The organism is Corynebacterium sp. HMSC064E07 (assembly GCF_001815745.1).
Lineage (GTDB): Bacteria > Actinomycetota > Actinomycetes > Mycobacteriales > Mycobacteriaceae > Corynebacterium > Corynebacterium jeikeium_D.
In genome coordinates this window covers 289,106-308,842 of sequence record NZ_KV821828.1, presented here as the reverse complement: position 1 = coordinate 308,842, position 19,737 = coordinate 289,106, and the positions used below count along the sequence as shown (strand labels likewise).

General features: G+C 61.2%; 23 protein-coding genes. 7 read left to right on the top strand and 16 right to left on the bottom strand.

Going from position 1 to position 19,737, the window contains the following annotated elements; all coding sequences use genetic code 11:
- Positions 1–84 precede the first annotated feature (84 nt).
- The 5 genes from HMPREF3053_RS09995 to HMPREF3053_RS11105 all read right to left on the bottom strand — a co-directional run bounded on the left by HMPREF3053_RS09995 (position 85) and on the right by HMPREF3053_RS11105 (position 2,009).
- On the bottom strand, positions 85–282 hold the full coding sequence (locus HMPREF3053_RS09995; RefSeq protein ID WP_016422270.1) for a hypothetical protein: 198 nt from the start codon (positions 280–282) through the stop codon (positions 85–87).
- A 182-nt stretch (positions 283–464) separates the two neighbouring features.
- Positions 465–878, bottom strand: a complete 414-nt coding sequence (locus HMPREF3053_RS09990) for a hypothetical protein (protein ID WP_224783804.1) — start codon at positions 876–878, stop codon at positions 465–467.
- Between the two features lie 382 nt (positions 879–1,260).
- Positions 1,261–1,470 carry a hypothetical protein gene (locus HMPREF3053_RS09985; RefSeq protein WP_070767653.1) on the bottom strand — a complete coding sequence of 70 codons (210 nt, stop codon included), beginning with the start codon at positions 1,468–1,470 and terminating at the stop codon, positions 1,261–1,263.
- Between the two features lie 3 nt (positions 1,471–1,473).
- Positions 1,474–1,611: a helix-turn-helix domain-containing protein gene (locus HMPREF3053_RS11310; protein ID WP_168166702.1), complete on the bottom strand. Its 138-nt coding sequence runs from the start codon at positions 1,609–1,611 to the stop codon at positions 1,474–1,476.
- A complete protein-coding gene (locus HMPREF3053_RS11105) occupies positions 1,608–2,009 on the bottom strand; it encodes a DUF6011 domain-containing protein (protein WP_070767652.1) in 402 nt (133 codons plus the stop codon). Before HMPREF3053_RS11105 ends, HMPREF3053_RS11310 begins: the two co-directional genes overlap by 4 nt.
- A 224-nt stretch (positions 2,010–2,233) precedes the next feature.
- Between HMPREF3053_RS11105 and HMPREF3053_RS09975 the strand changes: the two genes are divergently transcribed.
- The 6 genes from HMPREF3053_RS09975 to HMPREF3053_RS09950 all read left to right on the top strand — a co-directional run bounded on the left by HMPREF3053_RS09975 (position 2,234) and on the right by HMPREF3053_RS09950 (position 6,566).
- Positions 2,234–2,428 carry a MerR family transcriptional regulator gene (locus tag HMPREF3053_RS09975; RefSeq protein WP_070767651.1) on the top strand — a complete coding sequence of 65 codons (195 nt, stop codon included), beginning with the start codon at positions 2,234–2,236 and terminating at the stop codon, positions 2,426–2,428.
- A 168-nt stretch (positions 2,429–2,596) separates the two neighbouring features.
- Positions 2,597–2,920: a hypothetical protein gene (locus HMPREF3053_RS09970; protein ID WP_070767650.1), complete on the top strand. Its 324-nt coding sequence runs from the start codon at positions 2,597–2,599 to the stop codon at positions 2,918–2,920.
- A 14-nt stretch (positions 2,921–2,934) separates the two neighbouring features.
- Positions 2,935–3,228, top strand: a complete 294-nt coding sequence (locus HMPREF3053_RS09965) for a hypothetical protein (protein ID WP_070767649.1) — start codon at positions 2,935–2,937, stop codon at positions 3,226–3,228.
- On the top strand, positions 3,221–3,958 hold the full coding sequence (locus tag HMPREF3053_RS09960; RefSeq protein ID WP_070767648.1) for a hypothetical protein: 738 nt from the start codon (positions 3,221–3,223) through the stop codon (positions 3,956–3,958). The genes HMPREF3053_RS09965 and HMPREF3053_RS09960 overlap by 8 nt, the downstream gene beginning before the upstream one ends.
- A 10-nt stretch (positions 3,959–3,968) precedes the next feature.
- Entirely contained in the window at positions 3,969–5,918 is a 1,950-nt protein-coding gene (locus HMPREF3053_RS09955) for an FtsK/SpoIIIE domain-containing protein (protein ID WP_070767647.1), read from the top strand.
- Between the two features lie 9 nt (positions 5,919–5,927).
- A complete protein-coding gene (locus HMPREF3053_RS09950) occupies positions 5,928–6,566 on the top strand; it encodes a hypothetical protein (RefSeq protein WP_070767646.1) in 639 nt (212 codons plus the stop codon).
- Positions 6,567–6,887: 321 nt separating this feature from the next.
- Here the strand turns inward: HMPREF3053_RS09950 and HMPREF3053_RS09945 are convergent, their stop codons facing one another.
- Both HMPREF3053_RS09945 and HMPREF3053_RS09940 read right to left on the bottom strand, forming a co-directional pair.
- On the bottom strand, positions 6,888–7,298 hold the full coding sequence (locus tag HMPREF3053_RS09945; RefSeq protein ID WP_070767645.1) for a hypothetical protein: 411 nt from the start codon (positions 7,296–7,298) through the stop codon (positions 6,888–6,890).
- Between the two features lie 204 nt (positions 7,299–7,502).
- Positions 7,503–7,880, bottom strand: coding sequence for a type II toxin-antitoxin system HicB family antitoxin (locus HMPREF3053_RS09940; RefSeq protein WP_070767644.1), 378 nt, complete (start codon positions 7,878–7,880; stop codon positions 7,503–7,505).
- A 737-nt stretch (positions 7,881–8,617) separates the two neighbouring features.
- Here HMPREF3053_RS09940 and HMPREF3053_RS09930 point away from each other — a divergent pair.
- Complete coding sequence (locus HMPREF3053_RS09930; protein ID WP_246819397.1) at positions 8,618–9,031, top strand: hypothetical protein; 414 nt, start codon at positions 8,618–8,620, stop codon at positions 9,029–9,031.
- A gap of 3 nt (positions 9,032–9,034) precedes the next feature.
- Here the strand turns inward: HMPREF3053_RS09930 and HMPREF3053_RS09925 are convergent, their stop codons facing one another.
- From HMPREF3053_RS09925 to HMPREF3053_RS09890, 9 genes are all read right to left on the bottom strand, one after another.
- The gene (locus HMPREF3053_RS09925) at positions 9,035–9,628 is read right to left on the bottom strand and encodes a hypothetical protein (protein WP_070767641.1); all 594 of its coding nucleotides are present in this window, start codon (positions 9,626–9,628) and stop codon (positions 9,035–9,037) included.
- A 23-nt stretch (positions 9,629–9,651) separates the two neighbouring features.
- Positions 9,652–10,056, bottom strand: coding sequence for a hypothetical protein (locus HMPREF3053_RS09920; protein WP_141758955.1), 405 nt, complete (start codon positions 10,054–10,056; stop codon positions 9,652–9,654).
- 161 nt (positions 10,057–10,217) lie between these two features.
- Positions 10,218–12,278, bottom strand: a complete 2,061-nt coding sequence (locus tag HMPREF3053_RS09915) for a DNA polymerase (protein WP_070767639.1) — start codon at positions 12,276–12,278, stop codon at positions 10,218–10,220.
- Positions 12,279–12,283: 5 nt separating this feature from the next.
- Complete coding sequence (locus tag HMPREF3053_RS11100; protein WP_070767638.1) at positions 12,284–13,210, bottom strand: hypothetical protein; 927 nt, start codon at positions 13,208–13,210, stop codon at positions 12,284–12,286.
- Positions 13,203–13,382, bottom strand: a complete 180-nt coding sequence (locus tag HMPREF3053_RS11035) for a helix-turn-helix transcriptional regulator (RefSeq protein WP_141758954.1) — start codon at positions 13,380–13,382, stop codon at positions 13,203–13,205. The genes HMPREF3053_RS11100 and HMPREF3053_RS11035 overlap by 8 nt, the downstream gene beginning before the upstream one ends.
- Positions 13,383–14,166: 784 nt before the next feature.
- Entirely contained in the window at positions 14,167–17,487 is a 3,321-nt protein-coding gene (locus HMPREF3053_RS09905; RefSeq protein WP_070767637.1) for a hypothetical protein, read from the bottom strand.
- A gap of 68 nt (positions 17,488–17,555) precedes the next feature.
- Complete coding sequence (locus tag HMPREF3053_RS09900; RefSeq protein ID WP_246819396.1) at positions 17,556–17,741, bottom strand: helix-turn-helix domain-containing protein; 186 nt, start codon at positions 17,739–17,741, stop codon at positions 17,556–17,558.
- A 260-nt stretch (positions 17,742–18,001) separates the two neighbouring features.
- The gene (locus HMPREF3053_RS09895) at positions 18,002–18,634 is read right to left on the bottom strand and encodes a hypothetical protein (RefSeq protein WP_070767635.1); all 633 of its coding nucleotides are present in this window, start codon (positions 18,632–18,634) and stop codon (positions 18,002–18,004) included.
- A 24-nt stretch (positions 18,635–18,658) separates the two neighbouring features.
- Positions 18,659–19,240, bottom strand: a complete 582-nt coding sequence (locus HMPREF3053_RS09890; protein ID WP_141758953.1) for a helix-turn-helix transcriptional regulator — start codon at positions 19,238–19,240, stop codon at positions 18,659–18,661.
- Positions 19,241–19,737: the final 497 nt, after the last annotated feature.

Genomic DNA, 19,737 nt, shown 5'->3' with positions numbered 1-19,737 from the left:
GAGCCAATTTATGCCCAATCGGTGATGAACATCACACCCGGAATGCGTGTCAATGGGCGCCGAGAACGCTCAATCTTTCCTCGATTAATCGCCTAGCATATCCAGAATTGTGGACTCCGCTTCTTCTAAGCGCCGCTCTGACTCTTCAAGATCCTGCTGCGACTTACCATCGCGCTCGACCTTGCCGTCGAAGATTGCGCAGGGATCATCGTTGACCACAGTGTCGTCGGGAACTATGCCACGACGCGCCATGTACTCATCCAGATGCATCGAGATGCTCATGTTGCCTCCCTGCTTCCACCTTACGATTCAAGATACGATTCGATCAGCGTCATTGTATCGACAGATTCGATTGCCCTACGCAGTGGAATGAGCGAACAAAGGTTTCCCAGAATGGCACTCACGCGCGCTGTGCGACTGCCCCGTCTTGCGTTCCCGCTAAAAGAGGCAGGACTGTCGCAGGTCTACAACTGGTCTGGCGGCCAGGGTTTTCCATCGGGGAAATACCGGTCAAATTTCCAGCCCAGACGGAAGGGGAGCACGAACTTTGGCGGGCAGTTGTTGGCCTCCCACATTGTCTTGGGTTTTGCCGCGTGTTCAGCCACCTTGCGGTCGGTGTACACCCCGTGACAGATGGGGTCCCAGAAATTGCTATCGGTGATTTCAAGAGTGGGGGTACCACTAAACACTCCGTAGAGGAGCTGGTCGCGGCTTTCAACCTCGACTTCGAAGTCTTCCCAGGTGCCAATCATGTCGCCGGGTTGTGCGCGCCACCAGTTGTCAATCGCGAGGGCGGTTTCTTCAGACTCGACGAACCCGCCGAGAGGTTCAGTGTTATCTGGGTAGCGGGGATAAACGACGCAGACAACAATTTTCATAGTCATGGTTCTACACCGTGCACGGGAGATTAGCGACCTTGGAATAGCTTCGGGCGGGAAATGGGCCAGATTTTGGGCACGCGGCCTAATGAGGGCGGAAAATCTGACGGGGTGGAGAACGAAGATACCCCGTGACCTGCATAGTCACGGGGTATTTATGTGTGCGCCTGGGGAGACTTGAACTCCCCGATATCCCCAGGTGCGGGGTGACAGAACCTTACTTACCTGCGCTTATACCCATTCTAGGTCACTGCCAATCACTCCCACTACAACCCCGAGGTTGCAGTGAGGTTGTAGTGGGGTTGCAGCGACCGTCTCCCCTACTCCACGCATAGAAAAGGGGCCGGGAAATTTCCCAGCCCCTACTCGGCAGTGGCTACAGCTACAGGCTCCCCGCGTCGTCGGGTGCGACACCCTGCGCGGGAACGGTCACGTAGTCCTCGCCGCTCGTATCTACCTCCCGCGCCGCGCCTGGCGGCAGCGCCGTATCCTGCGCCTGGTACACGACGACGGTCAGCAGCCCCGCGATAGCGAGGCATGTTACTGCGACCAGTGCGATTACTGCCGCAAGTGGCTTGTTGAAATTCTCCATTTTTTAAAGACTCCTTTTCATTCGCTGCACGGTAGATGGGCTAACGCGCAGAATGTCCGCGATTTCCGCAGTCGTTTTTCCCCGTTCGTCGAGCCACCGCACCAGGTCGGTGCGCTCCTCGGTAATCAGTCGCGGTCTCACTTGACACCGACCTTTCCCCAGCACTCGTCGCCTATACCGCGCGCCAGGCTGCGCGGACTGGTCAGCGGCTTGCCGCAGATAGAGCAGCGTGCCACGAACGCAGTGCCGTAACCGTCGGGCACCTCCTCGGCGGGGTGACGCAGACTGTCGAGCGCCCGCGTCACTTCTTCGTCGCGGCCACGCCCTCGCAGCGCGCGACGCACGGCCCAGTAAGGTGCCAGCTCTAGCGGCACTGGCCCCTCGTCCATAACCCAACCGCGCTGATTACTAGGCAAGTCCAGGTCGCGGATTACTGCCGCCTGCTCGCGTACCCACTGCTGCACTGCCTCGGGCGGCGCTGTGCGGAGATAGCGCAACGTGTCGTCGCCATAGGTGACCGGGGGTAATCCCGTGGTCATAGTCAAAACCTCCAAGTCTCTAGCTGATTTTCACTGTGTCAGAACCTCGCCACTGTTACCTGCATGTTTTGCCGGTGACCTGCGGAAATGTCCTGCCACGCCTCCATTCTAAACCTCACCTGGTTTCTTAACAAGAAAGTTAAGTCTAAACACTTGACTTTACCGTCCCGGGCGGTAGTAAGATGTAGTCAGATACCCGATAATGTAGTGAAAGGCAAACGGAAATGTCGAAACCCACCCCCTCCACCCTGTCCACGGAGCAGGTCGCCGACCTCTTGCACGTTGACCCGCGCACACTGACACGCGCCAGGCGCGTCGTCGTGGGCGATAAGAAAATTGTCGCCGTGCAAGTTGGTCGCGTGCTGCGGTGGCCTGCCCGCCCGCTGCGCGAGGCGCTGGGGCTGGGGGCTGGGAAATGAGCAGGGGCATGAAAAAGAAACTCAGCTATGTTGCCCTCGGGTTCCTGCTGGCCGGTGGCGGCGGAGCGGCTGCGGGAGTTGACCCCTGGCAGCTAATCCGCCTGTTGGGAGGCTTGCTGTGAGCACACGTCAATTTGTCACAGTGACAGTTAGATTGGAGGTAGCGCCGTGAAGTCGGTCATTCTTGATGTACCGCCGTTCCACAGCGACGGGGCGCAACGTGAGTTTGAAGAGTTCTCCTCGACGCTGCCCGGCCCGGAGCCGGTCACGGCCAAGTACGGCGGGGTTCGCCCGCACCCGCGTGATGTATCGCGCCTGGCATACGCCGCCTGTACCGTGCTCGCGCTGCTCACCGTGTGGCTGTGGCTGCCCCACGGCACCAGTGGCAGCCGCGAGGCGGTGACCGCTAGCCCAGCTGTGACTAGCTCCGCTACCCCCAGCCGTCGCCGTCTACCACCTCGTCGCCGTATGAGCGCGGCCAGCAGCTGGTAGACGACCTGGGGCAGGTGCGCCCGTATCGCCCGGACATTCTCAAGGCCTGCTTCCAGTGGTTGGGCACTGGCACCCCGCCAGCGTTCCAGGTGAACTCTGACCCCGACGCTGACACATATCTGGTACCCGACGGCTGCGACTCCGGTTGGCGCGAGGAGCTGCCACAAGAGTCGTGGGTATGTGGTGAGGTTAGCGACTCAAAGCGCTACTCGATTTACAACGAGGCGCTGGACGAGGGGCGCGTCAAACAGCCGTACGCTACCTATCTCATTGCCTACGGCATGATTTGTGGAGGTTCCAATGACTGACGAAACTCGCGCTTTCTACCCGATAGACGATACCGAGACCGCACTTATGCAGCCGGTCGCCGACCCAGATATTGATTTTGCCCAGCCACAGGAGACGGACAGCCGCGCCGGGCTGCTCGACCGGCTGGGGCTGCCCCGCCCGCAGTGGAGTCTGCCGCGTGTCAACACCCCGCGGTGGCTGTGGCAGCCGACCTGGCGCAGGCGGTGGCTCCGCTGGCTGGCAATCCTCGCGGGGCTGTATATCGTCTCCGTGCTGCTGCACAACGCCGCCGCAGGTTACACGGCGGTGGCGGCCATTGCCGTGTGGCTCGTGGCATGGTTCAAAGGTCGCAGGTACGAGCTGCAAGTACCACCCCGCAGTGCCGTCACCGTGGTGTTCGACCAGAAAACCGGGCGAGGTCGCTTCGCCGATATGGACGAGGCGCTGGAAGCGGGCGGCATGGCGAAAACCACTTACGACGAAAACGGCAAGCCGTTCCGGACTGGCTGCTACACGGTCGCGCTGACACCGATAGCAGAGACAGGCGACGTTGAAGCACGTATCTACGCGCCTAGTCAGTACCAGCTGGGTGACCTGGAGAAAAACGAGGAGCGTATTCGTCGCCGCCTCAATGTCAAAGACCTTTTCGACTTCCACATTGACCAGGCGAACGGAAATTTCGTTTTCACCATGACCACTGCTGACCGCCCGGACGCAGAGGTCGCAACAGAGTCATGGACGAACGTTTAAGGAGTTAAAAATGGCTAAAGATTTCTTCGCCGGACTCGGTGACGACCTCATGCCGCAGGTTACCGGCGACACGGAGCAGGCGGCAGAGACGGACAGTATCGACGAGGGTTTTTGTGACTCGGCGCTTATTGAGGAGGCTGTCGCAGACCTCGCAGCATACCGCAGCAAGTACGCGGAACTCGCGCAGCATGTAAAGGGCGGCAGCTTCCATGAGCCGGGCGTGGGCAAGCTCCCCGCCGACTCGGTGCGCGACCTGCTGCGCGTGTACGGAGCGGTGTTCTCTCCGCAACCGTGGCACGACCACGTGGTGCGTTTCGAGCCTGACAGCGTGGGGCTGACTCTGGAACTGGACGCGGGCGACGCGGTGGAAGCTCTGCGCTCTGCCGGGTTCTATGATGTGACTGGCACCGGCCTCACGGCACAAGTTGCGGGCCACGATATGCAAGCCACGCGCGGCTACCAACTGGTAAAGCGTGACGCGCGGCAGCTGTGGGAACTGGTGCAGTCCACGACCCTGGCACACTGGAATCAGACTATGCACAAGTTGGGTTTAGCCTACGTAACTAAACGCGCGGACGGCGTGACCAACTACCTCTGCCCGACTCCGCAGGGCTGGGGCGTGACAGGTGACGGTCGCGGGTACCTCGTTGTGAAAACTCCGCCGACTGTCGGCTTTGATGTGTGGAACCGCACCGTCGAAAAGCTGCGCGGTGTCGTGAAGTGCGACGTTGAACTGCGCCGCCTCGCCGCTGACCGCGTGGCTATCGTGACCCCGCCGAGGGCTGCCCGCATGACCCCGTGGGTGCCAGGCGCGGACGAACAGCTACATGTGACTGGCACTAAGTCGCTGGAAGAGTTCTACGCCTCGTCGATTGCCGCGTACCCGCGCCTGTCCTGGGTGCAGGGCCGCACTGCCGACGGTGAGGTGTTGTCGGCTGCCATGGCGACAACACCTCACGCACTCGTCGGTGGCGGCACCGGCTCGGGTAAGTCATTCTGGGCGAGCTGGCTGCTCACCAGCTGTGTGCTGGCTGGTGCAGATGTCATGATAGCGGACGGCAAAGGTAGCTCGGACTACGTGCCACTTGTCCAGCACCTACCTAACGTCGCCATGTACACATCGACCGACGCGGAGCACGTGCGGCTTATCCAGTGGGTGCATGCCGAGATGGAGCAGCGCTACTCGCAGCAGACAGCGGCAGCCATTTCCGGGGAGGTGTACGAGCCTCGCCCGCTGGTGGTTTTGTTCGACGAGTATGGCGCGTTCGCCAAGTCCATCAACGTGAAAAGTCACCCGCAAAATGCAGGTTGGGCAGGTGTGCAGGCGAAGCTCACCACTGTTTTGCAGAAAGCCCGCGCCGTTCGCATTCACATGCTTTTCGTGGCGCAGACGTTGTACGTGGACACTTTCCCGGGCGACATGAGGGGCAACATAAAGGCTCGCCTTTCGCTCGGTGTGCCCGAGGCACACACCCTCAGCATTGTCGCGGGCGACGCGGCAGAGGCAGCCAAAGAACTCTCGGCGGCGATACCTCACGGCACTCCGGGGCAGGGTATCGCTATGAGTTCCCTGCCGAGCGGAGAAGTCACCGCGCAGCGCGTGGCGGCACCCTATGGCTATGTGCCTGGCCGCTTGGACGGGGAGAAAAACCCGGACGTGCGCAAGGTGTGGCATACCGTCGAGCGGGTCTACAAATCCATTCCCCGCGTGACTCCGCGACTTGCTCCGATGTTCGACGCGGCGGTGGAACCTGCGGGACGGAAAAAGGGTGAGGAGCTGCCGCCGAGGTGGCAGGACTATACGTGTGACGAGCTTGCACAGCTTCCCTGGGTGCGTGTCACCGAGTCGCAGCTAGCCGGGAAACCGTTGCCCTGGGCAGCAGAATACGACGTTCTTTCGGCCTCCTATCGTGGCCACGAGGCACGCGTCACGGGCGACGAACACACTACTTACCACTAGGAGCAAGACATGAAAGATACCAAGAAACTTTACAATGCAGCAGGGCGCGCACGCGCGGAGCTAGAGCACCGGCTACAGGCCGCAGCGAGTACCGCCGACGACTCGGAGATGTGGGCGGCAGCCCCCGCCCTGCTCCGCGACCTAGAGGACGCGGGACAGCTCGGCACGTTGCAGTGGCACCGTGACGCATTAGGTGCGCTGCTCGATTTAGGAGTGCCGAAGCGCGCAGTGGCGACCCTCGCAGGCGTGTCGCAAAACCGATTGTCTAAGTTCGTAACTACTCGCGCCCCGGGACTGAAAACTGTGCCAGTGACTGCTCCGCCTGCCCCTACGGAGGCAGCAACGCGCCTCATGCGGCAGTCGCTGGCACAGCTAAACTTCACCCAGCAGGCGCGTATCGCGGGGCTACAGAGCAGCCAAAACAGGTCTCATTTTGACGCGGGCGACGTGACCTCCTGGCTGGCCTGCGAGAAGCTGACCGAGCTAGACCGGCTGGCTATCACCAAGGGGCTGGGCGCGTGCCGCATGGCCGGTCTAGCCGTGGCCGATGTGGCCCGCTTGATGGGCACCTCGGACGCTGTAATGTCCGCCCGACTGGCGGTTGTACCCGGCTCTAGACCACTAGACCCTCTAATTCCCCGGGCCTAGACCCCGAAAACCCGCCTCGAACCTGGGAAAACCTGGCTCGGGGCGGATTTTCTGTCGCTGAATGTCTAGGACTTTAACCCTAAATGTCTAGGGCTTTAACGCTCCGCGTCTATGCTTATTCCCCGCATACAGGGTCTACTTTTCTTGGTCTAGACGGTGGTCTAGAACCCGGTGCAGGGCACGGTATGCCCGCCACCTGCGGCCTGCCGCAGGCGGCCTGCTCCCTGCTCCGTGTAGCCTGCCACAGTGCCCCGCAGCGTGGGTGTTTTGACGCACGAAAAAGCCCCCAGGTGAAATCACCTGGGGGCTAGTTGCAGGCTGCTACGCAACAGCCTTTCGGTGCGTGTGGCGACGCTGCGGCAGCGTCAGCCCGGCCATCTCAATCTGCGGGCGGGTGACTGTCTTGGACTCCACCTCGGCGGTGATTGTCTCGCGCCACGCGTCCTGTGCGGCGTTGACCGATTCCACCGCCGCGTTCACGGTGCGGTCTGCCTCGGCCAAGGTCTCCGCGTAGTCGGAGTCCATCTCCTCGTTAAGTGCGGCGCGGGCACGGGCCTGCTCCTCCTCAAGTGCTGCCATGCGGCTCTCACGCTCCGCTTTCACCGCGTCGTACGTATCGGTTCGCTCTGCGACGGCTGCTTGGTACGCCTCTTCTGCACGGTCGTAGGTCTCCTGCGACTCTGCTACCCGCGCCATTGCTTCCTGCTGACGCTCGAAAAACGATGTATCCACTGTGTACGCTCCTTAAATCAACTCTGGACACTTGACTATATCCTAACACGTATGTGCGACAGCGGCTAGGGTGCAGAAGCGGATACATTTTCGGCGGCGCGGCTCATTTTCCTAGGTCAGACATAGGAAACGCCCGGCGCGAGGGCACTGCTGCATGAGACAGTGCAGAGTCGCGTCGGGCGGGGTGGTGAGATAGGTGACGAGCTAGTCGGAGACGAGCTGCGCGACCCGCTGGTGGGATATGTCGAGCAGTACCGCCGTGTCGCGGTATGTCAGCCCCTGGGCTACAAGGTGCCGGGCCGCGCTAGCGGTGGCAGCAGCGGCTGCTTCCTTTTCCTCGGCGAGGGCGCGGTTACGGGCGACGGCTGCGGCTGCCTCCTCCCCTGCGGGAGTGTCCAGCTGAACGACCACTTCGGCGGTGTCCGGGTCTGGCTCTATCTCCGGGTACAGCTCTAGCGCCCGGCGCACCATATCTTTTACCTCAGCGAGGGTGCGCCCCTGGGTGAAGAGTCCTGGTACCTGGGGAACGGTGACGGCCCACCAGTCGCCGGAGCGCTTTACTTTTGCTGTGTATGTAGCCATGCGCCTAGTCTCGTGAAGCAAGCTGCTCGCGTCTAGAGGAGTAGACACAAATTAGCTCGGCTTGGGGTAGCCGAAAGTCGCAGAGCTTCCATCGAGGCAGGAAGTGAACCAAGCTATAAGTGACGGTTGCCCAGCTAATAAATTGCAAAGGGGCAGACTGTCACCATCGGATTGGCAAGCATGCTCACGGAAGGCTCCAACCATGCGCACACGCACAATATCCCTACTCACAGCGGTGGCAATCAGCGTCGCCAGCCTAGGGACTGCAGCACCCGCCCAGGCTCAAGTAGAAGAAAACCTTGGGTCAATCTCGATACCCTACGTCCTATCTGACACCCCACCCGGCGAGGACACCACCGCTGTTCGAGCCGTCAAGGAGTACGGGCCATGCACGCTGAAACTCGACAACATTCATTTTCGCAAGTCGGGTAACTGGGGGACCATAGGCTTCAAGGCACACACCAACTGCCGTGTGCCTGTCAGCAGCATTAAGCACAGCTCGGACCTACGGTACAAGTACTACACCGCTTGGAGGCTTGCCCTAAGCGGGGTACATGCTTCTGCTTACAATACAAATACCCTCACTCAAAAGAACGTGGCCTTCACATGCAACGGCAAGGTAGATACCCGTTTTATCGGTGTCACCCTGGGAACAATTGTCTACCACGGAAAAACTTACTACGCCCGAAGCTACTCCTCTGTGGCCAACCTCCCATGCCGGGTGTAGAACCATGACTATGAAAATTGTCGTCTGCGTCGTTTATCCCCGCTACCCGGATAACACTGAACCGCTCGGCGGGTTCGTCGAATCTGAACAAACCGCCCTCGCGATTGACAACTGGTGGCGCGCACAACCTGGCGACATGAGGGGCACCTGGGAAGACTTCGAGGTCGAGGTCGAAAGCCGCGACCAACTCCTTTACGGAGTGTTCACCGGCACACCCACTCTCGAAATCACCGATAGCAACTTCTGGGACCCTATCTGTTACGGGGTGTACACCGACCGGGAAGAAGCCGAGCGAGCAACAAAACCAAAGTCGATGTGGGAAGCAAACAACAGTCCCCAGAAATACGTCCTCCCCTTTCGCCTGGGCTGGAAATATGACCGGTATTTCCCCGATGGAAAGCCGTGGCCACCAGACCAGTTGTGACAGCTACGCCGTCTTCCGCGCGAAGAGTGGAGCGTCTGCTGCGAGATTACCGCAGCCGACCACCAGGGCGTTCTCCACGTAGCGGGTCACAGCGCGGTCTGCCCAGTGAGGCGGCCCCGCATAATAGTCACCGAGGCGCGCGACCCTGTACACATCTACGTCGTCCAACACGTCCGAGTAAGTCAGCTCCACGCCGGTGCGGTGCGCCTCCTCGACCAGCTGGCCGAGGGTCAGCACGTCACTGGTCAGTAGCCGGTAGAGGCGGCGGGTGCCCGCTCCGTGGAACCACCACTGTCGCCAGGTGAAGTCACCCAGCGAGGATAGCTCGACCTCGGCGGGGTGTACTTCGTCGTTCATTTCGTCGAGCAAATCAGCGACCCGCTGCTGCGCCGCGACGTAGGTAGCAGGTGTCCGGCACACCCGCGACAGCGCCAGGTACAGGTCGTCCTCGGCCTGCTCCGGGTCGCCCGGTAGGCACTCGGCTGCGGCAGTGACCCGTGCGGCAGTGTCAGGAGCGAACGTTACCGACGTGACTACACCGCTGCGCGCGCTGCATGTAGCGGTCACCGTGCCGTCGTCGTTCTCTGTGATATGCATGGGTTTTCCTCTCTGCCTGGCACCTATAGCTGCGGCAGCCGCATGAGTGCTGCCTCTAGGGCTGGCGGTGCGTTAAGCGTGCCCGCGGCCATGTACACGTCACCGCTAGGCGGTAACGGGACGATGGAACCCACTCCCGCGACTTGTAGTAGCTGATTGCCCCGCGATAGCCCTGCAGTTATCCCCTCCACCACCAGGTACCTGCCGAATGTCCTCGGTGGACATGTGCCGCCACCCGTGACCTGCCACCACTGCTCTAGCCCTGCCCCCGTGAGAAAGATAAAGGGGTCAGTGTCGCGGACGACGGCGGCTATCTGGGGTACTGCCCCGTCGTTAGTCTCCGACCACCGGATAACCGCTTCGCGTGCAGTCTGTGCCGCGCGACCGTTGCCCGGCTCCAGCACCGGCGACGGTCGTTTCTTCTGCATGGGTTTCGTGCGCCCATCGACCACCGCTCGCCCCTCGGGGTCTAGCAGGACGGTCGCTACCCCGCTTACCGCCATGGAGTGTGCGACGAACTCTACGGCCTCTACCGTGTTGTCTCGCACCGTCATAAGCGGCATGAAAAGTGACTCTGCTCCCAGCATGATTACACTGACCTCCAGCGCTCCGGGAGCGCGTGATTATCTGTAACGAACTTGTGGTTTACTGCCTCGGGCGCGACGCGCACCAGACTGTGCATGGCGGCCTCCATAATGTCTTGGAACTCGGCGACTGCTGCCGCGTCCACCAGCAGCTCGTCGTGCATGGCGAGGTGGATAGCGTCGCCCAGCCCCCGCCGCTCGGCTTCGTATATGGTCTCCGCCAGCATGTCGTAGGCCGACCCTTGGCACGTATAGTTCTGGCCGAGGTACCCTTTCCATTCCCCGTTGTACCCTCGCTCGATGGGCATGAGGCGGCCACTGGCCGACCACACAAACCCGTGCTGCTCGGCATAGGTTTTTCGCCCGTGTAGGTACTCCGCCATGCGGGGAACGACCTCGAACACCTTGCGCTGCAGCGCTTCTGCCTCGGCAATGTCCAGGTTCAGTGACTTCGCCAGCGACGGTAGTTGCTGCCCGTACATGAGACCCAGCAGAATGGTTTTCGCTTGTTTCCTGCCCTTGTGGTTCTTGGCGCACGGAAACTCTTCGGCCTCTTTTTCAGTGAGGCCGGGCGGCGGGGTATCAGGAATATCCGCGGGGATTACTCCAGCCTCCCGACCAATCGGAATGTAGGGGTCAGCCCCGTTTTCAATTTTCTCTACGTAATCCCACTGCCCTGCGAGTGCGGCTGCAATCACTGGCTCCACTGCTGTCCAGTCAAGTGAAACCCAGTTGTTGGCTTCGATAATGCCTCGGGCGGCGTTGTCGAACTGCTGCAGCGGGATACCGCTATACGACATTCGACCTGTCACTGCTCCCAGCACCGAGGTACTAGGACGGATACGTCCGTCGGTATGCATGGACGCGAGCGACTTAACTACGTAGTCACTCGCGGTCTTGGCAAGCTCCTTGAACTCAATGAGGGCGGCTACTCGTGGCTCCAGCTCTCCCGTCTTAGGGTCGCAGCACTTCTTGAGGTGCTTCTTCTCAAGTGACAGCTTGCCCTTACCCTTACCTTTTCCTTTACCTTTTCCTTTACCCTTACCGGTTTTCGGCCAGGTTGCAGGGTCAATCCACCCGTCGGTGACCAAAGTGTTTGTGATTGCTTCGCCCACGAGTGAGTACCGCTTCCACGGCTCATTATCAGGTCGTGCGTCTCGCACCCACCCCAGTGACAGCAGGTACTCCGCCAGCTCCGCTAGTCGGATACGGGCGGCCTCCAGGTACTGCTCGGCGTAGTCCACGTCAATCTCGAAACCGCGCAAGTTGGCGCGTAGCAGAACGCGGTTGACTACCTGCTCGCGCTCCATGAGGTGCGCTGCCTGCTCCGGCGAGCACACGGCGGGGTTGGTGTATACGCTGTCAGCGCTAGTCAGCATGCGCTCGACGTACTGACCGACGACGTGTGCCAGTCGCGGCAGGTGTACCACGTCGGCGGCGGCACCTACCAGGTAGGCGGCAATGTCAATGTCGGCAGAAGCGAACCAATCAGCGTCGGAGGAGAAACCGTGCGTCTTTTTGACCCGGGCGAAAGTCTGGGCGCTCGGGTCGCCGAGTTGCAGGTACGTGTGCAAGGACTGCTCCAAGCCCGCCGCCAACGTTTTGGTCTGTGTCTCATTCCACCTGCGGACGAGACGGGCGGCCACCACTGTGTCGAACAGCCGGTCAATCCATTCCAGGTCGGTGCAGATACCCGACTCGTAGAGTGCTGGCGCGTCGAACGACGCGTTGTGAAAAAGCAGCTGCGGCGCTTCCGCTAGCCCCTGCCGGATTAGCTGCAGCTGCTCCGGGTCGCGTGGGTCAAGTGCCACCGCCAGTGGCGCGTTGTAATCGTCGGCGTGCCCAAACACGACGACTTTCACCTGCCGCCGCTGCCACGGCTCAGTTCCCGTCGTCTCGCAGTCAGCCGCCAGAGGGGCGTTGCGCGCCAGCAACCTTTTCATACCGTCGGCGGCTCCCGTACCCGTCACAATCTCAATGCCGTTGATAACGCGGGAGCCGTCCCAGGCAGGAGTGACGGGGCAGTCGGCCTGATACCCGGGACGGTCAGCAAAATAATCCAACATGGGGGCTACTCCTGCGCTGCCAGCAGCTCGGTGATAGCCGCGGTGACCGGCTCCATGTCGCCTGTAGCTGTCCGCTCGTCGGCGGTTGCGATTACCGCGCGGCGCAGCGCTGGCTCCTGCGGCAGGTCGCCGCACACGGGAGTGAGGCCACCGTCGTACAGCGCGGTCAGTGCCGCGGCCAGCGAGTCCAGCTCGCCGGTCTCCACGCCGTCGATTACGTCCGCTAGTTCGGTGCGCTCCTCCTCGATTGACCATGAGCCGAGGGTCAAGGTGCCGTCGCGGTACACCGCGTCCGGGTACGTGTAGCGGCTTTCTTCCAGCAGTTCGTCGATGTAATTGTCAGCCCACCCTTGCAGGTAGGCCTGCACCTCGGCACGCGGCGAGGAGCCAGTGCAGCTAGCCTCTACCACCTGCGCCAGCGGGGCGGTCTCGTCCAGGAGCACCTGGGCGCGGGCAACGCGCGCCAGGTGCTCGTCACCGGCTGCCAGGGTGTAGCGCACCATGAGGCCAGCGTCGATAGCCTGGCGCAGTGTCCACGCCTCCCCGCGCAGGGTGTCGTCAATCAGCAGTGCCACACGGTCGCCACGAATGCGCCAGCCGCACCAGGTGACCTCGCTGCCGCTGATGACAGTGACGGCCTGCTCTGTCATGTTCAGGTCGAGCATGAGGCCCAGTCGGGCCAGCAGACCCTCGGCTGCCTCGTACTCGTCGAGGTTGCGGCCTGCACGACGCACGGCGGCGTAAATGTGGTCGCCGACCTGCTGCTCGCTCATGTTGAGGGCACGCAGCGACCAGGCCGCACGCGCCAGGCTGCCCTCGCGCCGAGTATCCAGCTCGGCGGTACCGAGCGTCATGTAGTCGTCGCGGGCGGTCACCATGAGGCTGCTACCCGCGCCTAGCTCCTCGAAAACGGAGAAAGTGACGTTAGGCATGGCTGCCTCCTCGCAGGTAAGCGTCAATATCCGCCTGCTTGTAGCCGGGGCGGCCCAGCACGTAGTGGACTCGTGGCCCGCGCCCCTCTGCTGCCCACCGCTGCATGGTGCGCTGGGAAATACCGAGGGCGGCAGCTGCCGCTGTTTGGGTTATGAGTTCGTCGGTTCTCAAGGGTTCTACTCCTGTCGTAGGTGTCCGCTTGTCGGACTCTCTGACTTAAATATAAACCCCTCCGGACACTCTTGTCCACCCTTTTGGGTGACGAATTTGCCACAATCGCTAGACACGGGACGGACACTGTGATAGTAGACTCTGTACTCAATTCAGTATGTACCCCTAAAAGCGCCCCTAGCCTGCGCTGACGCGCTGCGACTCACGCCAGGCAGATATGCACGGCAGCAGGCTACAGGCGGCATGGGACGCGCTACAGGCGCGGGAAAGGGCACCCTGGCCCGACGCGGAGGCAGGAGGACGCGGGCGGCAACGTGCGAGGCGGCGAGGGTGGCGACCACCGAAGCGATTAAAGGCGACGCAAGGTTAAAAGCGACGCAAAAACGACGGTAAAAGCGACGGTTGTTTTCATGCCCTGACCTGCAAAAGCAGCAAAAGCGACAAAAACGACGGTTTTGCTCCGAGAGGGTGTAAATCTACTCACAGGAACCCTTACGGGTAGAAGTATGTATAAAAATATAACTAAATTAGCGTCACCCCTATACGCGCGAGGCCACCTGCAGGTACCCACGGTCACCGACTAAAATGTCGTTTTTGTCGCTTTTGCTGCTTTTGCAGGTCAGAGTAGGTTTTCACCGTCGCTTTTACCGTCGTTTTTGCGTCGCTTTTAACTTTCGTCGGTAGTAGCCAACGGGGTACCCCTACGTACGGCCAGCAACTTACCTGTTGAACGTGCTCAAGATAGAGGAAAACCCCTACACACGGTGTAGGGGTTTGAGCGGGGTTATAGCTGGGTATCCAGCAGTGTGTACGCCTTTCCAGGCCGCGGCCCCATTGTGACCTCCATATGTAGCTTCCCCATCTCTACTAGCGTGGCTAGCGCCTCCTTAACCGCCGGGTGCCTACCCCGGGAGAACCGGCGGGTGACCTGGCTCTCGGTAACCGCTTTACCCTCTTTTCGGTCAAGCTCTTCGACGAGGCGGTCAAGGACTTCCCGCATAGTGCTCAGGCGTTGCGCGGCCAGCTCCTCCTCGGCTCCTAGCTTCTCGTAGGCGCGTCCTACGCCCACCTCGCGGTGGTCTTGCTTCTTCTGCTCCCTTGCGTCGGCACGTAACCCGTCGAGGGTGCGGGAGCTGACCACCCGTACCAGGAGACGCGACCATTCCCAGTCGCCGCTGGTGACCTCCGCACGCCCATGGAGCGCGGCACAGAGACACGCGACACGGAAGCACAGGACGAACTCGTGTGCGCGGTCTTCGACCCAATCCGGGACGATTTCAGCGCCCTGCATTTCTCGCTGGCTGTGGTACTCCGCAATCATCTCCGGGCACCAGGTGAAGCTCTTCCCGACGACAGGTAGGGTAATCCGCTCCTGCTCCTGCAAAGGCTTTTGGGGGCGCGCAATGTCGCGCTCGTCAAACACGCTTGCCCACGGCCACGCAGCAGGGTAGAACACGAAACGCTGCAGCAGGCCGAGTTTCGAGGACTCCAGCAGCTGGCTTGCCATTTTCGGCTGCACGTTCGCCTCCAGCGTGACTGTGTAGTTATCTGGCGCGACCATCAGGCCGTTTTGCGCTGACGCGGGTACAAAGTTCTCACCCGAGAATGCTTCGGCGAGCATAGCCAGCCCACCAGCAGGTTGCTTAGCAAGCTGCGTGAGGAAGCCGGACAGCTCGTCGCTCTTAATGCGTGCTACTGGGTGCGCCTTGTGGCGGAGCACGGTCTTCTTGCCGCCCTCTTCCCCCTCGACCTCATCACACATGTGCATACCTAGGCCCTTAGGGGTGATAACTTTCACGTCACCGTCGTAGTTCGGCAGGTTGTCGGTACTACCTGCGATAGGCCCGGCATGTCCTGGAGCTGCGAACGCTATCCCCGGAGGCAACGCGTTCGACGACGACTTACCCATACCTGACCGTCCCACACAGACAGTGAACATGCTTAGAGGTTGCCGTACGATACCGAACGGTGAAGCGGACGTGTGGGTATCAATGCGACGTGCGGTGGCCAGGAGGACGTTGACGAGCATGCCTAGCGGGGTGCCCGGACTCTGCGTGTCTACATGCGTCCAGTAGAGACCTCGCGTTATCTCGCTGTAGTTGAACAGCGCGGTCACCACCGCAGGGTCTACAGGGCTACCGTGAGGGTACCGCCGCCCCCTATCCGCGCCTGGCGCACCCACCACGGTGAAAAGCTCGGTTTGGTCTCGGCGCTCCCGGCGGAACGACGGGTAGAACGCGTGGCCTAGTGCGTCGCGCTGCTCGGGTGTCAGCGCACGCCCCAGGGAGGCCTCAATCTCGGGCACCCACTCGTCCAGGGCCTCCTCCACCTCACGCAGCAGGCGCTCGTGTGTAGCCTCCTGCGGCTGCTCCTCTACCACCTGCGCCTGCGGTTGCGGCTGTGTCTGTACTTGTGTCTGTGCCTGTGGCTGCCCCACTGCTGCCGGGGGCTGGGTAGATGTTGCGGCGGTAACCGTTTCGGGCGACTCTGCGGGAGGCAGCTCTGTTGCTGCGGGGGCGGCGGTTAGCGCGCCTGTTCCCATGTCCATCGTTAGGAACCCAGACGGTTGGTCTAGCTGTATCGCGTACAGGGTCGCTACCTCCTCCGTAGTGTCTGCAGGAGTTTCGGCTACCTCCTCCCCCGTAGCAACGGTCAGCTCCTCATGCTCCGTGCTGCCTGCCACAGTCGTCTCGACGTAGACCGTTGTCGCACCGTCCACAGTTACAGCGTCGATGTACCGAGTCGGTGCAGGATAGTCTGCCGCCCACTCGAAACCTGCCGCTTGCAGGTAGATACGTCGCAGCGTCTGCAGCCAATGTGAGTTTTCTGCAAGCGTCTTATCCGCGTGCAGGATTGCCCCGTAGTATTTCTCCTTGGGGAATCGCGGAATCTCCATGCCCTCGCCTACCAGCGCGGCCTGCCAGTCGCCGCGGTAGATAAGCGCACAGGCCAGCTGCCACGCTCCGTAGGACTGCCCCGCGTCGTAGGGCTTCTTCCCCTCTGTCGCCTTGTAGAACGCGTCGACCACATCGTCGGGAACGTTCGGTGAAAAGATGTTCAGCAGCTCGTTGCCCGTCGTGTCGCTGAACCCGGTGACTGCTGACCGGTCGCTGGCGTGGACTCCTGGTGCTGTCCACTGCTGCGTGCCGTTGCTGTCGGTGCCAGCGTCGGTAAAGCGCCAGTCCTCGGGAATGCGCTCGTCCGCCAGCACGTCCGCGACCGTATGTTCCATCTCCCATGCCGCAACGAACGCCGCGTTGTTGTCGCCGTAGCCCCAGCCCACTCGACCGAACCCTCGCGGCGTGGTGTCCGCGTCCATCTCCTCTACGAGGACGGACGTGTTCTGGGCTTCGGACTTCTTCTGCTCGGCTGCCCGCTTACGCTCCAGCGCCGCGCCACCTACCTCCATGATGTAGGCGCGTAGTGCTGGCGGACAGCCGATTACCCGCCCCGTGCGGATATACTGCCCGTCGTCGAATTGTCCGTTAGCTCGGACGGTTGGATAGGTCAGCGCGTAGCCACCCTCCTGTGACCGGAACAGTACTTTGACTCCGGTACCCGAGTCCCAGCTCCAGCTGGTGCCTAATGCGTCCTTGGCTTCCAGCAGCTCCTCGTCCGACTCGTCAAAACGAATCAGGATATGTGCGCCTCGGTCGTGCGCCTCGCACAGTTTGCCTTTTTCATTGACGTACTGCTGGCTGCCCGGAGTCGTCTCGTAGAGTGCCGACTCGTCCAGCCCCAGTGCCTCCAGCAGTGTCTCGCGCTCTACCCCGCCGTCGATGTCACCGATTGCCGACAGTCGCGTAGGAACCGCGGCCAGGTTAACGTAGCCGCCCCGTAGCTCTACTCCTCGGCGAATCAGCTCCAGGTCGTCCGTGCCAGTGTTGCTGCGCCAGGTGATTGGCTCACCCGGCTTCTTCTCCGCGCCGACCTTGGCGAGGCGGTGCTGCTGCGGCGTGTCCAGTGACTGCGGTGCCTCAATCAGCATGACGCGGAAACCTGCGGCAATTAGCTCGCGCGCGGTGGCTTTTACCTGCTCACCGTGGGCGGCAGGGTCGTCGATAGTGCAGACAACAGGAGCGTTGTCTGATACAGTTGTGTTCATAGGTTCAAATCCTTTTCAGCATTGTGTGTGAGGGGCCTCGGATGACCGCCCGGGGCCTCTTTCTTTGTCTAGGCGGCAATCCGCGGGGTGAATTGGCGGGCGGCCCACGCTTCCACGTCCTCGCGGTCGTAGATAATGCGGCCATGTAGGCGGGCGTGGGCAGGTACGTCGCGGCCTGCCGCGCGCCAGCGTCGCAGTGTCCGGCGGGATACGCCGAGCCGGGTGGCGGCCTCTGCCTCTGTGATGTGACTCATGGGGGTGCTCCTAACCTCGTCGAGTTCTAGCCACCCCCGAATTATATGGCCAAAGTTGGCCACTTCGCAAGGTCTTTTCATGCGTTGACCAGTGTCAACACTTTACTGCACGTCACCATCAGCCACCCCCGCGCCCAATTTTGCTTTGACTCCCCTACCCTCCCCGTGCTATCCGCCCCACTCCCTGGCCTGCGCTTGTCTCCTGAGCAGGCAAAAGCCCCGCGCCTCGTGGCACGGGGCTTTATGTGGCCAACTTTTCGCTACCTAGCGGCGGCGAGCGCTTCATCGAGCTTCTGTACAAGCGGCCACACTGCGCGGTCTGGCACCAGCGGCTCTTTCTCCATGGCCCAGAATTCCGCTACAACTTCCAGGTCGTCGCCCGGCACAGCGACGGTTGCTACCCAGTCCTCACGTTCCGGGTGCGTGATTGTCACCTCGAAAAATTCTTCCTCTGAATTGATGGTGTTCATCTCAGCACTACCCGGTTCCGGGTAGTCGATAGCCGCGGACGACTCTGCGCGCGTCGCAGTAACCCCACACTTTTCGCAGTACGCTTTCATCTCCTCGGTAGCACGGCTTGCCTCCACGTGTTCGTGCTTACGCTTTTCCCGCGCTGCCTTATGCTTGGGGTTTTCAATTGCCTCCGTGCGAATGCCCGTTGTATCTACCTCTGAATGGCGGCGCATGAGCGCCTCAAAGTCGCGTACCCGCACCTGCGCAGTCTCGCCGGGATAGTCAGCTACGGCCAGACGCAGCAGTTCGCCGACCGCTTCACCCGCGTAGCGAACCGTGTCACTGCGACGAAACCGATGTGTAGGGATTTCCACAGTCCCATTCTGCTCGAACTCGCGAAGCAGGTCAGTGAAGTTTTTCTTCCATGCCAGATTTTCCATGTCAATTCTCCTTGTCTGTTGCGGCTATGCAGCCTGGTCGTTGTTAGCGCCGTTGATAAGCGCTGTGTGAATTCTGCAGGTTGCGGCCAGCGCGGCAGCGCTGGCCGCTGTGGCCGGGTGACGGTTCATGTGTGCCAGCAGCGAGGTACTAACACCGCGGAGTGCCAGCCGAGGCATGCGCCCCTCCCAGGTCACGGTGCCGAGGCTCTGGGTCTGCGCCAGCGCGACAGCTAGGTCGAGAGCGGTCAGCGACTCCGGGCACATGGTCAGCGCGGTCTGTAACTCGGCAGATGACCCTGCCGTGAGCGTGAAGCTCCCGACCGTCGCAGTATCGGAGTGTGTCGGCACGTCTCTGCGAGGCGTACGCGACTCCTCGATAAGTGAAGCCACTGTGTCGGCTGCCGGGTCGGTGGTGCGGGCGGCCAGCCATAGCTCTACATCAGTCTCACGGTAGAGGTGGCGGCGCGCCCCCGTGGTGATGTGGCGGGGCACATCACCGCCCTCACGACGGCGCGTGGCGAGTGTTGCGGAGGCCAACCCCATGCGGGCGGCCGCTTCTGGTTCTGTGAGCCACCCTGCGGGGGTGGCGTTACATGTTCGTTTCATACCGACAACTTAACGCGCTTTACGCGCTTTACGCAATAGCTAAATACGCGCGTGACCTGCTTCTTAATGTGTTGACACGTGTCAACACTTCATGGGAGACCTCCGTCATTTACATGGGGTGTCAACATTTTGTTGTAGGTCACAGCACCCCCGCAGGCTTGCCAAGTGGGACGGACACGGCATAAAGTGTGCATAAAAGACATGTACCAACCCGTGAAAATGTGAGCCGCGCCACAGTAAACGGGTATATTCGCTACCCCTAAACAGGGTTACTAATTCCATGTAGTGCTCTTCCGTCCACTGTGCAGCCGCTTACGCAGAAGCTCACAGACCGTTCTTGGTTAACTGTCCAAATTTTGACCACGGTTGGCGCGGACGGTATTCCCCGCCCCCACGCACCCACCGCGCCGCGTAGACAGGCGCGGCTTCTTCCCACCCTCCCCCGTGCTGCTCGGCCCACTCCCCCACTCCCCTGACCTGCGATTTCCTTGTCCCCT